General features: G+C 65.9%; 7 protein-coding genes. 6 read left to right on the top strand and 1 reads right to left on the bottom strand.

Annotated elements, in window-relative coordinates; translation table 11 throughout:
• Positions 1–77 precede the first annotated feature (77 nt).
• The 4 genes from QGV54_RS15425 to QGV54_RS15410 all read left to right on the top strand — a co-directional run bounded on the left by QGV54_RS15425 (position 78) and on the right by QGV54_RS15410 (position 5,339).
• The gene (locus QGV54_RS15425) at positions 78–2,042 is read left to right on the top strand and encodes an acetyl-CoA carboxylase biotin carboxylase subunit (protein ID WP_281019814.1); all 1,965 of its coding nucleotides are present in this window, start codon (positions 78–80) and stop codon (positions 2,040–2,042) included.
• A gap of 96 nt (positions 2,043–2,138) precedes the next feature.
• Positions 2,139–2,615 (top strand): MarR family transcriptional regulator, encoded by a 477-nt coding sequence (locus tag QGV54_RS15420; RefSeq protein ID WP_281019816.1) that lies wholly within the window; start codon positions 2,139–2,141, stop codon positions 2,613–2,615.
• Positions 2,612–3,778: an HlyD family secretion protein gene (locus tag QGV54_RS15415; RefSeq protein ID WP_281019817.1), complete on the top strand. Its 1,167-nt coding sequence runs from the start codon at positions 2,612–2,614 to the stop codon at positions 3,776–3,778. Before QGV54_RS15420 ends, QGV54_RS15415 begins: the two co-directional genes overlap by 4 nt.
• On the top strand, positions 3,762–5,339 hold the full coding sequence (locus tag QGV54_RS15410) for a DHA2 family efflux MFS transporter permease subunit (protein WP_281019818.1): 1,578 nt from the start codon (positions 3,762–3,764) through the stop codon (positions 5,337–5,339). Before QGV54_RS15415 ends, QGV54_RS15410 begins: the two co-directional genes overlap by 17 nt.
• Positions 5,340–5,343: 4 nt before the next feature.
• On the opposite strand, the gene QGV54_RS15405 is transcribed toward QGV54_RS15410, so the two are convergent.
• Positions 5,344–6,777 carry an MFS transporter gene (locus QGV54_RS15405; protein WP_281019819.1) on the bottom strand — a complete coding sequence of 478 codons (1,434 nt, stop codon included), beginning with the start codon at positions 6,775–6,777 and terminating at the stop codon, positions 5,344–5,346.
• Positions 6,778–6,918: 141 nt separating this feature from the next.
• Here QGV54_RS15405 and QGV54_RS15400 point away from each other — a divergent pair, with 141 nt between their 5' ends.
• A complete protein-coding gene (locus tag QGV54_RS15400) occupies positions 6,919–9,120 on the top strand; it encodes a hypothetical protein (protein ID WP_281019820.1) in 2,202 nt (733 codons plus the stop codon).
• A gap of 7 nt (positions 9,121–9,127) precedes the next feature.
• On the top strand, positions 9,128–13,972 hold the full coding sequence (locus QGV54_RS15395; RefSeq protein ID WP_281019821.1) for a hypothetical protein: 4,845 nt from the start codon (positions 9,128–9,130) through the stop codon (positions 13,970–13,972).
• The last annotated feature ends 4 nt before the right edge of the window (positions 13,973–13,976 follow it).

The raw sequence follows: 13,976 nt of genomic DNA, 5'->3' as shown, positions 1-13,976 counted from the left end.
TTACGGAGGCTTCCCGACGGCAGAACATTGTTCTAGCTTCCCCGGGGTAGCTCACGACGGCCTTGGGGAGGGCGCAGATGACGATCCGGACCTTGCTGGTTGCCAACCGTGGCGAGATCGCCTGTCGGGTCATTCGCACCGCGAAGCGGCTGGGAATTCGAACCGTGGCCGTGCATTCGGCCGCCGATACCGGCGCGCCGCACGTGGCTATGGCGGATCAGGCCGTCCTGATCGGCCCGGCCCCCGTGGGCGAGAGCTATCTTTCCGTGGAACGGATACTGGCGGCAGTGGCGGCAAGCGGGGCGGATGCCGTGCATCCCGGCTATGGCTTCCTGAGCGAGAACGCCGGGTTTGCCAGCGCCTGTGCCGATGCGGGGCTGACCTTTGTCGGCCCCCCCATCGAGGCGATTGACCTGATGGGGGACAAGGCGCGGTCGAAGCTGCGCATGATCGACGCGGGCGTGCCCTGTGTGCCGGGCTATCAGGATGCGGAGCAGGACGACGCCCGCCTGCTGGCCGAGGCGGAACGGATCGGTTTCCCGCTGATGGTGAAGGCCAGTGCCGGTGGCGGCGGGCGCGGCATGCGTCTGGTCGACGATCCGGCGAAGCTGGAGCGGGCGCTGAAGACCGCGCGGTCGGAGGCGAAGAATGCCTTCGGCGATGATCGCCTGATCCTGGAGCGTGCGGTGGTGCGGCCCCGGCATGTGGAGATCCAGGTCTTTGCGGATTCCCATGGCAACGTCATTCACCTGGGGGAGCGTGACTGCTCCGTCCAGCGCCGCCACCAGAAGGTGATCGAGGAAGCGCCGAGCCCTGCCGTGACGCCGGAGATCCGCGCGGCCATGGGGGAGGCGGCCGTGCAGGCTGCGAAGTCCATCGGCTATCGCGGAGCGGGCACCGTGGAGTTCCTGCTGGACGAGAGTGGGGCCTTCTATTTCCTGGAGATGAACACCCGCCTGCAGGTGGAGCATCCGGTAACGGAGATGATCACCGGCACCGACCTTGTCGAATGGCAGATCCGGGTGGCGGAAGGTGCCGAACTGCCGCTGACGCAGGAACAGGTGAGCCTGAGCGGGCATGCCATCGAGGTCCGGCTCTATGCCGAGAGTCCGGCCAAGGGATTCCTGCCGCGCACCGGCACTGCCCACCGCTGGCGGGTGCCGGAGGGAGAGGGTGTGCGTGTCGATGCCGGCCTGTCGGAGGGGCAGGAGATCACACCGTTCTATGATCCGATGATCGCCAAGATCATGGCGCATGGACCGGACCGGGATACGGCGCGCATCCGTCTGGCGAACGCCTTGCGCCGGACCGAGCTGCTGGGGCTGGAGACCAACCGTCGCTTTCTGATCGATGCGCTGGAGAATGCCACCTTCGCCGCGGGCGGTGCGACAACGGCCTTCATCGAGACCGAGTTTCCCAAGGCCAGTCTGGCCCATGCGGAAGCGACGGATGCGGATCTGGCTCTCGCCGCGGTGATCCTGTTCCGTCACCATCTCGGCGATGTGCCGCCCGCCTGGCAGGGCTGGCGCAGTTCCGGCCAGACCCCCCGCAGCCCGATGGTGCTGGAGGTGGCTGGGGAGAGCACGGAACTGTCCGTGATCTGGCACGGTGGAGATGATTGCCAGGTGAGTATCGGCGAGGCGTCCCTGGCGTTTGACGGCTGCTGCTTCGGTGAGGGCGAGATTGTCTGGCGTCAGGACGGGGCCAGCCATCGTGCCATCTTCGCCATCGTGGATGACCGGCTGCACCTGCAGACCGAAAGGGCGGATCTGATTGCGGAGGAGACCACGTGGCGGGACCGCGCGGCAGCGGCGGCGGACAGCGATGGTGCCATCGCGGCACCCATGAACGGGCGGGTGCTGAAACTGCTGGCGAAGACGGGTGACCAGGTGAAGAAGGGCCAGGTGGTCGCGATCCTGGAAGCGATGAAGATGGAGCACGAGATCGTCGCGGGCGCATCCGGCAAGGTCACGGAAGTGACGGTCGAGGAAGGCGCGCAGGTCGCACCCCGCACGTTGCTGATGTCCGTCGATGCCGGGTGAAGGCCTGCAACGGTGACTCCCAGGTGTCGGAAGTCCGCATGGCCGGTGCCGGTGAAACGCATTGGTGAAAATTGATTAGCTTGCTAATGATTTCCGATGAGCACACAGGAAGACGAGATCAGGATCGGCTTCGCGCTGGCCATGGTGCGCATGTCGCGTCGCTGGCGGTGGAAGCTGGATCAGCGCCTGCGGTCAACCGGACTGACCCAGGCGCGCTGGACGGCATTGCTGCAGATCGCGCGCGGTGGTGACGGCATGCAGCAGACCCAGCTTGCCGATCATATCGGGATCGAGGGACCGACTCTGGTGCGCCTGCTGAATTCGCTCGAAGCGGCTGATCTGATCCAGCGCCGGGCAGATCCCCGTGACCGCCGGGCCAAGACAGTTCATCTGACGGAGCGTGCGATCCCCGTGCTGGCGGAGATCGAGGCCATAGCCGACGGATTGCGCCAGGAAGTGACGGAAGGATTCGCGCCGGCCGAACTTGCCCGCTGTACCGAGATCTTCGACATCATGCGGGCACGCCTCGACGGCGAAAGTGCCGGAGAACCGGCTCAGGGCAGGGCCGCATGAACGCCCCCACGACCCCGGAACTGACCATGTCGGAGCAGGGTGGCCGTCGCGAAGGCCGCCGCGGACGCATCGTCCGCCTTGTCGTTCTGGCCGTGGTGCTGGGGGCGGGCCTGTGGTTCGGTGCCAAGTGGTTCCATGACCGTCAGGTGCATGTCTTCATCATTGATTCCCGTATCGCCTCCGACATGGTGACGATCAGCGCGCAGGAGGCCGGGCGCGTGGTCGATCTGCAGGTCGGGACAGGCGATCTGGTGAAACCCGGTCAGGTGCTGGTCAGCATGGACAAGCGCACCGTGCGCTTGCGGATCCTGGAGGCGCGGGCGGAGATCGACCGGATCGTGGCCCAGCGGGCCCGGCTGGAGGCGGAGCGCAGTCTGATCATCCGGCGCAACAGTTCCGCCCTGAAGGTGGCGAAGGCCCATATCGATGTCGCCGTTGCCGCCGAGAATGCGGCCAGCGCCACGCGCGCCAGCGCCGAGACCGAACTCAAGCGCGGTGAGAAGCTGTTCCAGCGCAAGGTGATCGCGGCGCAGCGCCTGGACGGGCTGCGTACCACCTTCACCAATGCCGACCGGCAGTTGCTGCAGGCGCGCGCCGCCGTGCGGGAGGCCGAGGCGGAACTGGGCGAGGTCGAGGCCGAGGAGATCCGGGTCGCGGTGATCGAACAGGAACTCAGCGCCCTGACCGCCGAGGCCGCAGCCTTGCAGGCGCGCCTGGAGCAGCATGAGGTGCAGCTCTCCGATCTGGATATCATCAGCGGAATCAACGGCATCGTGGACCGGACCTTCGTCGAGGAAGGCGAATATGTCCGGCCCGGCACGCGCCTGCTGATGCTGCATGATCCGGAGAATGTCTGGGTTGCGGCGAACGTGAAGGAAACCGAGATCAACCGCTTCGCGGTCGGTTCGACGGCTGCGATCACCGTTGACGCCTATCCCGACATGAAACTTTCCGGCCGTGTCACCTGGATCGGCCCGGCGGCCACCAGCCAGTTCGCCCTGCTGCCCAATCCGAACCCGTCGGGCAACTTCACCAAGGTGACGCAGCGGGTGCCGGTTCGCATCGACATTCAGGGGCAACGGTCGCTGTTGCGTCCGGGCATGATGGTTGAAGTCGTCATTGATACCGGTGAGCCCGGTGCGGGTGATGCCGGAAACAACTGAGGTCCTTTTCCAGCGTTTCGGCCCCGGCTATCGCTGGCTGGCCATGCTGACGGCCATGTCGACGACGATTTCGGCAGTGCTGGCCGCCACCATCGTGAATGTTGCCATTCCTGACATCATGGGCGCTTTCGGTATCGACCAGATCACGGCCCAGTGGCTTTCCACGGGCTTCCTGGCCTCGATGACCGGAACGATGCTGCTGGTGGACTGGTGCATGAAGTCCTTCGGACAGCGGGCAACGATGCTTTTCTGTCTGGGACTGTTCCTGCTGGGTGGCCTGCTGGGCGGTCTCAGCACATCCACCGACGCCCTGATTCTCAGCCGTATCCTGCAGGGGGCGGCCGCCGGCGTGATCCAGCCCATGGCCATGGTCTCCGTCTATCAGGTGTTCCCGCCGGAAAAGCGCGGCACGGCCATGGGCCTCTATGGCGTCGGCGTCGTGATGGCCCCGGCGGTGGGACCTTTCATCGGCGGCCTGCTGGTGGATGGCTTCGGCTGGCGCTACGTCTTCTTTGCCGGGGTGCCGATGGCCATGATCGGCATCCTGCTGTCATCCATCTTCCTGCCGTCGGGGGCCACGGCGGACGAGCGGCCGAAGTTCGACTGGATCGGATTCGGCCTGCTGGTGGGATTCCTGATCAGCCTGCTGACGGCCTTCACGGACGGCCAGATCGATGGCTGGCGTGACACATGGGTCATCGGCCGCTTCGTCCTGGCCGGTGCGGCCTTTGTCATCTTCGTGTGGTGGGAACGGATAACACCGCTGCCGATGCTGCAGATCCGCATCTTCCTGCAACCGGGCTTCATCGGGGCCGGGATCATCAGTTTCGTGCTGGGCGCGGGCCTGTTCGGCTCCACCTACCTGATCCCGCTGTTCGTGCAGACGATCCAGGGACTGACCCCGACCCAGTCGGGCCTTCTGCTGGTGCCAGCCGGTCTCTCGATGATCTGCCTGATCCCGATCACCGGCCGCCTGGCCGACCGTTACGAGCCGGGCTACATCACCGGTTTCGGGCTGACCCTGTTTGCCCTGTCCTTCTATCTGCTCTCGTCGGCGGACGTGAACACCGACTTCCTCACCCTGGCCGGGCTTATCATGATCAGCCGCATGGGCATGGGCTTCATCTTCCCCTCGCTCAGCGCCGGGTCGCTGCGGCTGCTGCCCATGCACCTGCTGGCACAGGGCTCATCCACCATGAACTTCACCCGCCAGCTCGGCGGGGCGTTCGGCGTCAACCTGCTCGCCATCCTGCTGGATCAGCAGACCGGGTTCTTCCAGGACCTGCTGGCAGCGACACAGGAACCGTCCAATCACGTGACGGAGGCCTACCTGGCACAGATCGCCGAGATAGCGGCTGCCGCCGGGCTCTCGGATGTGCAGCAGGCCGCTGTGGCGACAGAGCATCTCAGCCGTGCGGTACTGTTGCAGGCCAGCCAGCAGGGGTTCCACGTCTCGTTCCAGGCCAGCGCCTTCAGTTTCCTGATTGCACTGTTCGGTGCCTGGCACATGGTCAGGGGACGGAAACGGTCGCTGACGGCGCCCGCACCGGCGACGGCCTGAGCGGTCAGGGTTTCCGGCCGTCGTCCCCGGTTTCGGGTTGCGCGTCATCCGTCGTGGCGGATTCCGGCTCCCCGATCCCGTCCGCATCAGCCCCATCGGCATCAGCCCCATCGGCATCAGCCCCATCGGCATCAGCCCCATCGGCATCAGCCCCTGACCCTTCCGGGACATCATCCCCGGTCTCGCTGGTCTCCGGCACCTCCGAATCGTCCTGGGTCGAAAGGCCGGTATCCATCGGCAGGATGGTCAGGCCTGCGGTGGCAGCCTCGACGAAATCGCCCCGCTCGGCCTCGGGCACCGGATCCCGGCGGCGGATACGGAGGATGACAAACCCGGCAAAGATCACATGGATCGCCGCGGTAAAGAAGAACAGCCCGCCTGTCCCGGCCTGGGAAATCACGATGGAGGCCAGGATCGGGCCGACGACCGCCCCGGCGGCGTAGGTCAGCAGCAGACCGCTCGCCGCCTCCACGAAGCTCTTGCCCTCGACGAAGTCGTTGGCATGGGCGACGCACAGCGAATACAGCGGGAAGGCGAAGACGCCGAAGATGAAACCGATGATCATCAGCAGTGTCTGGCCACTCGCCCCGAATATCCCCAGCCCGATTCCCGACAGGGCCGCGAGCCCGGCGACGACAACGATCAGCCGTCGCCGGTCCATCCGGTCGGAAATCTTGCCCAGCGGGTACTGACCGGCGGCACCGCCGATCACGGCCACGGCGATGAAGATGGCCGCCAGTGCGGTATTGCTGGTGCCGCCCTGTGCGACGACAGGTGCCAGCGCCCAGAATGCGCCATTGGTGACACCGACGACGAAACTGCCGATGAAGCCCACCGGTGACAGGCGCAGCAGGTAGCGGATGCGGACCCCGATCTGTTCCGGCGGTGCCGGACTCTCCGATTTGGTCATGGCCACCGGAACAGCGGCCCAGGAGATCAGGATCGAGGCCATCAGGAACAGCGGGAAACCTTCCGGGTTGCCGAAGGCGATCATCAGCTGGCCAATCGAGATCACTGTCAGGTTGATGGCGGTATAGACGGAGAAGACCAGCCCACGCGTCTCGTTCGTGGATTTCTCGTTCAGCCAGCTCTCGATGACCATGAACAGGATCGCGACACAGGCGCCGGAGAGCAGCCGGACCGCCCACCAGACCATCGGTTCGGTCACCAGGGCGTGGACAAGGGCGGAGGTGGAGGAGATGGCGACGACAGCGGCGAAGGTGCGGATGTGTCCGGCCCGGCGGATCAGGATGGCCCCGCGCCAGCAACCCAGCGCAAAGCCAACGAAATAGGCGGAACCCAGGACACCGATCTCGACGGAACTGTAGGCTTCCAGCTGCGCGCGCATGGGCAGAAGGGTCGATTGCAGGCCGTTGCCCATCAGCATGAAGGCGACACTGAGCAACAGGGCTGCTACAGGGGCAAGGGCGCGCAGCATGGTTGGTTCCTTCCGCATCGGATCGGGCCAGCCAAACAGATCATGCGCGGCATGGCAATTGCTTGATTGACCTGTGTTATCCTGATTCGCCTTCGGGCAGACAAACGATGCCGTCACTGCCTGGTGACGGGGGAGAGTAGGTTGCGTTTCATCCTCACAATGCTGTTCACCCTTCTGACCCTCACCGCCAACGCGGCTGAGGCGCCACGGACGGTGCTCGCCTTCTACAACCAGAATGGCGACGAACTGCGGTCCAATCCGCTGCACATGCTGGCCGAGATGCCGTTCAACCACCTGGGCCTGAAGCTGGAGTATCACGATATCGAGGATCCGTTGCCCCTCGATGCCGTGACCGACCCGTCCATCGCCGGTGTGATCACCTGGTTCGACAATGGTGCCATCCGGCGGCCGGCGGCTTTCCTGGACTGGCTCGAAGAGATGGTCATTGCCGGCAAGAAGTACGTCTCGTTCGGCGACATGGGCTTTCTCGGCGCCAACGACGGTTCCCCCGTGCCGACGCGCGCCAGGACCAACCGCTTTCTGGAGCGCATCGGCGTACGCATCCTGGGTGAATGGACGAATGTCACCTTCGATACCGAAGTTGTGATGCGCGATCCCGACATGGTGGATTTCGAACGGGTGATGGCCGGAAAGCTGCCACCGCACGAGCGCTATGAGGTCGTGGAGGGGGTCGGTACGTCCCACCTGCGTGTCCGCCGGAAACAGGATGGGTCGACCAGCGATGTCGTCGTCACATCGGACAATGGTGGCTTCGGGGAGATCGGCTGGGTCAATTATCGTGATCCGGTCTTCTTCAGGACCCAGTGGTACATCAACCCCTTTGCCTTCATCCGTCGCGTGTTCGACACGGACAAGCTGCCCAAGCCCGATACCACGACCCTGAGCGGCCGCCGTATCTACTTCAGCCACATCGACGGCGACGGCTGGCGCAACGTCTCGCTGGTGAAGGGATACCGCAAGGACCAGATCTATTCGTCCCGGGTTGTACTGGAGCAGGCCATCGCACCCTATCCCGACCTGCCGATCACGGTCGGCCCCATCGCGGCTGACCTGGACCCGGAATGGTCGGGTGATCCGGAAGCGCAGCAGCTCGCGCGGGAGATCTTCGCACTGCCGCAGGTCGAGGTGGCGCACCACACCTACAGCCATCCGTTCGAGTGGGGTTTCTACGAGGACTACACGGCCCTGAAGGAAGCGCCCTTCACCGGGCTGTACAAGCATCTTGATCGCGCTGCCTGGACCGAGGAGGTGCTGGAGAGTGATGCAGCCAAGCCGTCGGGTCTGCTGGCCGCTGTTTACGATGTGCCGCGCGGCTTTGGCAGCAAGCCGTTCGTCCTGGAGCGGGAGTTCGGCGAGGCATCGCGCTATGTGGAGCAGTTCGCGCCACCGGGAAAGAAGGTGGAGGTCGTCCTCTGGTCGGGCAATACATCCCCGACACCGGACATGATCGCGGCTTCGCGGCAGGCCGGGCTGCTGAACATCAACGGCGGTGACTCCCGTTTCGATCCGGAGTTTCCGTCCGTAAGCTATGTTCCGCCCGTGGGCCGAACCTTCGGCGGGCAGGTGCAGATCTTCGCCGTCAACAGTAACGAGAATACCTATACCGATCTGTGGACCGGCCGCTACTTCGGCTATCAGGATCTGATCCTGACGCTGCGCAATACCGAGAGCCCGCGTCGCCTGAAGGGGATCAACGTCTACTACCACATGTATATCGGGGAGCGCCCGGCGGCGCTGCAGGCCCTGCTGAAGAACCTGGAGTTCGCCCGCAGCCAGCGTATCACCCCCATCACGACGAGCCATTACGCCAGCATCGGAGAGGGGTTCTATACCACCCGTTTCGAAAGGCCGGGACCCGACCACTGGCGGGTACTGGATCGCGGTCGGATGCAGACGATCCGTCACGACAATGCCGATGACCGCGTTGTCGACATGGGGTCGGCAGTCGGGGTTCTGGGCTACACCCACTATCAGGGAAATCTCTATGTCGCGCTGGATGAAGCGGTCGCGGAGCCGGAATACAGGCTGGTCGCGCGCGGGACGCTGCCCGTGGAACCATCACTTGTCGATGCGCGCTGGCATCTGTGGGATCTGACCCGGGACGGCAACGCGCTGCGCATGACGGGGGAGGGGTTCGGCCATGGCGAGATGCAGTGGCGTGGCATGAAGCCTGGCCAATGGCGGGCCGAAGCGACCCTGCCGGACGGTTCCATTGTCAGCGACGAACAGACGGTCGGCTCCGATGGTGTGCTGATCGTGGAACTGCCGACCCATGCCTACGCGCCGGTGGCCATCGTGATCCGCCCGGCGGAAGCAGGCTGACGATACCGTGCGCCTGAACCTGATCCTGCTGGTTGTTGTCGTTGTCCTGGGCGTCGGGCTCAGCCTGTTGCTGATCCCGAGCAAGAAGGACGTGGCACTGCTGCAGTTGCGGTCGGACAAGGTGGACCTGGCGCGGGACACGCTGCAGGAACGGCTGGATGCGGGCGACACCTCCGTCGTGGTCGTGGCTTCGCTGGCCGATATTGCCCTGCATGACGGGGACATCGGAAAGGCGATACGGGTGATGGAAGCCTATATTGCCCGCCGCCCCAAGGACATCGGCGCGAAACGGAAGCTGGCCGAATTCTATCGGTTCGCCCAGCGTCAGGATGATTTCGTGCGGACGCTGGCGGAGGTTGTTGCGGCGGAGCACAAGCCGGAGGAGGAGCGACAGCTCGTCGATCTGTATCGCTACCGTGGTGACTACGCGAAGCTGGAGGCGGGCCTTGCGCAACTGATCGACGACGGCAATGCCCGGCCCGCTGACTTTCTCGAGGCCGCCGAACTTGCTGCTGCTGATCAGAAACCGCTGAAGGCCCTGGCGTATCTGGAACGCATGTGGCGCAGCAACCCGACTGCTTTCGAGATCCGCTCCGTGAAGCTCTACGCCATGATCGCCGGAACCTATGGTGAGGATGACCGGGCTGCCGACGTTGTCGCCCGCTTCGCGGAGGCCAAGGGCAATCGGGCCGCCATCCTGCCGATCATCCGCGAGGCCGCCGAGCGCGATCAGAACGCGCTGGGGATTCGCCTGCTGCGCGCGTTCGAGGGCGAGCTGTATCTCTCACCGCCGCTGCTGGTGTTCTGGGCGCAGATGCAGGATGGTCTCGATCGCGCGACCGTGGCGCTTGAACGTCTCGTGGCGCTGGACAAGGCGGACAGGCTGCCGGACCTGGCGTTCCCGGTCTTCATCGACCTTGCAATGCAGGGGCAGGAGATCGACCTGCTGGAGCAGGTGTCCCTGCGGCGCGACCACTCCGGGCTGACCGACTTCCGTCTGCGTGCCCTGGGTGATGTTGCCGTGGCATACCGTCGGCAGGCGCTGGCGCAGAAGCTGCTGGGGGAACTGGAAGCACCGTTCCGGACCGCCCACCCGGCACTGATGGCGGAGTTGCTGTTGAGTGTCGGGCGTCGTGACGATGCGGTGGTCGAGGTGCAGCGGGCAGCGGCAGAGGCCGATCTGCCCGCACATGAGCAGTTTCGCCTGGCGCGCGCCTGGCTGAAGCTGGGCGAGGACCAGAAGGCCGCGCAGTTGCTGGACAGGATCGCGGCACGTCCCGACCTGAACGCGGCGATGATCCGCGCACTGACGCAGCTCTATATCGACACGGAACGGCTGCAGGCCGGGCTGGCCGCCTTCAACAGTCTGCGGCGCACCAATCCCTCCCCTGCGGCAGAGGCAGGCTGGGCGCGGATCGCGGCGAAGGCGGGCAAGGACAAGGCCCTGCTCGCCTGGCTGCAGCAACAGGGACTGGTCGATCGTGATGTCCTGACGGACATCGTCGCGCTCGCCACACCAGGACTTGCACCCGTCTCGGCCCTGTTCGCGGCCGAGCGGCTGTTCCGGGACCATCCGGATCGTGAATCCCGCCGCCTCTATGGTCAGGCGCTTACTGCCAACGGGCGTACAGGCCAGGCTCTTGCGGTACTCGAAGTCCTGTTGCCGGGGGATGCGGAGGATGCGGAAACCTGGGTGGAGGCCCTGAATGCCGCCAACCGCAGGGCGGATGCGCTGGCCTTCCTGCTGGAGCGCGGCGCAGATACGGCCCTGCCGCCCCAACTGGCGGACGACCTGATCACCCTTGCCATCGATCAGGGGCAATCCGCACTGGCATTCGCGGAGTTGCAGCGCCAGGACCCGACCCGTCTGCCGGGGGATACTGTCGCCTATCTGGCGGAGACCGCGGCACTGGAAGGCCGGTTCGAACTCATCGACAAGCTGCTGTCCACGCTCGGTCCGGCGTTCCTGCAGGCGCGACCCGTCACCGCCGCCCGTATCGCCATCGCGCGCAATGACCGCGAGGCTGCAGCGGAATGGCTGGCCAGGGCCAGTGCCCTGCCGGACCTGCGCCTGAATGACCGCATCGATCTGGCGCGGGTGCAGGCAGAGCTTGGTGATCAGGCGGGTGCCCTGAAGCGCCTGGAAGGTCTGGCCCGCGATCCGGACACACCGGCATGGGCAATCGGCAATCTCGCCGCCCTCTATCTGGAACTGGATCGCGCCCGCGATGGCCTGCCGCTGATGCGGTCCCTGGCCGAGCAACGCTCCGAGACCCAGGTTCAGGCTGGCTGGGCACGGCTGGAGACCCGTGCCGGTGATCCGCGAAAGGTGCAGGAGTGGCTGACCCGTGCCCGCGTAACGAACCGGCAGTTGCTGGAGGACATCTACTTCCTGGCGGCGGAGAGCGGGGCGGAGCCCCTGGCCTTCGATGCCGCGACGCGCCTCTACCAGCTGCAGCAGGATGAGCGCACGCGCCGGATCTATGCCAATGCCCTCATCGCGCGCGGTCGGGCGGAGGAGGCCTTGCCGATCCTGAAGGAATTGCTGCCCGGTACACCGGAGGATGCGGAAGCCTATGTCGCCGCACTTTCCGCAGTGGGACGGAAGCCGCAGGCGCTGGCCTTCCTGCAGGATCGCGCGGCAGGCGAGCCGCAGCCATTGCTGCTCGCCGACGACCTGATGGCGCTGGCCATCGAACTGGACCAGCCGCAACTCGCCTTTGCCGAAGCGCGGCGGCAGAATCCGCGCCTGCTGCCGGAAGACACGATTGCCTCGCTGGCCGAGAATGCGGCGGAGGAAGGCGACTTCGCCCTGATCGACTGGCTGCTGGCGGAAACCGGCCAGGACTTCCTGGCCAGACGGCCGGCCATGGCGGCGCGTATCGCGGTCGCACGGGGTGACAACAAGGCCGCGCGGGAATGGGTCGAGAAGGCGCTGGCTGTTCCGAACCCGCCCCTTGCCACGCGACTGTCCATCGCGCGGACGCTGACCGATCTGGGCGAGAATGCGCGTGCGCTGGCGTTGCTGGAGACCGTGGTGCGTGATCCCGCGACACCACCCTTTGCCATTGCCAATCTCGCCAACCTCTACCTCGAACTCGGCAAGGCGAGGGAGGGGCTGCCGCTGCTGCGGAGCCTGCGGGAACAGCGGCCCGCGCCGCAGGTGCAGGAGGGCTGGGCGCGACTTGAGACCCAGTCGGGCACGGCCGAACCGGTGCTTGCCTGGCTGAAGGCGACACCGCAGCCCGGCCGTCAGGTGCTCTCCGACATCTATTATCTCGCCGCGCAGGGGGCGAAACCCGATCTGGCGTTCGCGGCAGCGGAGAAGCTGCAGCGGCTCTATCCGGGCAACGAGGCATCGCTCGTCTGGGGCCAGGCACTGACCGCGGCCGGTCGGGCGGAGGAAGCGGTGCCGATCCTGCGCGCCCTGCTGCCCGGGACAGCGGAGGTCCGCAGTGCCTATGTCGCGGCCCTTGGCCGTGGCGGTGACCCGGCGGACCTGCGCCGCTTTGCGGAAACCGCACTTGCCGATCCGACCATGGATGCGGCCACGCGGGAGGGATTGCTGTTCGCCCTGCTGGACGCGGGACTGGGGGATGTGGCGCTGCCGGCCCTGCGCGATCTGGCAAAGGCCGACCCGGCGAAGTGGGATGAGGCCTATGTGCAGGCGCTGCGTCTGGCCAAGGCGGACAAGGAACGCGGCGATGTCATCGTCCGGCGCCTGCAATCCAACCCGCCCGCAGCCCGGCGCGACCTGCTGCTCTACGAATTGCTGGAGGTTGCCGGACCCGTCCGCGCCCTGCCGTTCCTGGAGAAGATCGCGCGGGCGGAGCCGACCGGCCCCTGGCCCCCGGTGTATGAGGAGGCGCTGGCGACCGCCGGCCGACAGGACGATCTGATCGCCTGGGTGACGCTGCGGTCGATCGACAAGCGTCTGAGTGACCAGGATCGCCGCAATGCCGCGTTCCGGCTGCTTGATCTGGGGGCCAAACCGGCGGCTGAGCAGGCCTTCAGCCTGCTGGCACAGGATGCGCGACCGGATTCGCCCGATGTGCAGCAGCTCGTGTTTCTCTGGGGGCCGCGCCCGCCGGAACGCGGGCTGGAATGGCTCTCGCGCCGTGCCCGGTCCGCAGGAACCGCTGCAGAGCGTGCGGCCTGGCTGCAACTGCTGAATGACGTCGGCGCCACGTCGCGGACCATCGCGCTCGTGGCGCCCGGACCACCATTGTCGGGGACGGATCCGGTGCTCGCCCCCTACATCAATGCGCTGATCGCGGAACGTGGCTTCGATGAGGTGGGGCAGGTGCTCAGCCGCCTGATCCCGCCGACTGACGAGACTCGACCCCTGCTGCAGATGGCGGACTGGGCGGAACAGGCTGCCAAGCCGGACGTGGCGGTCCAGGCCTGGGAGAAGTTGCTGGGCCGGATCGGCGATGATCCCGACCGGTTGCTGCAGGCAGGCCGCACCTTTGCGTTCGCCGGGCGCGCCGAGAAGGCGGTCGAGGTCCTGGACCGGTTCTTCCGCGTTGCCGACGCCGAGCAGCGCGCCGACCATCGGCCCTGGTACTACTACGGGCTGTCCCTTTCTGGCATGAACCGCCCGCAGGAGGGCCGTGCCGCCTATCGCGAGATGCTGAAACGCATTGCCGCGAAGGGGGAGGATGACTTCGAGACCCGGCGCCGGAAGGCGACCGGCCTCAGTGCCATTGGTGCGGATGAGGAGGCGGTTGCGGTCTACGAAGGGCTTGTCGCGGAACGCCCCACCGACCGTTCCCTGCTGGCCGATTATGTTGCCTTGCTGATCGAGATGGAACGCTTCGACCGGGCGGAGCAGTTGCTGCGCCAGAACTGATCCG

The sequence above is a fragment of the Minwuia sp. IMCC3060 genome (assembly GCF_029909435.1).
GTDB lineage: Bacteria > Pseudomonadota > Alphaproteobacteria > Minwuiales > Minwuiaceae > Minwuia.
Note: the sequence above shows the minus strand (reverse complement) of the source record. Positions and strands in the feature narration are given on the sequence as shown.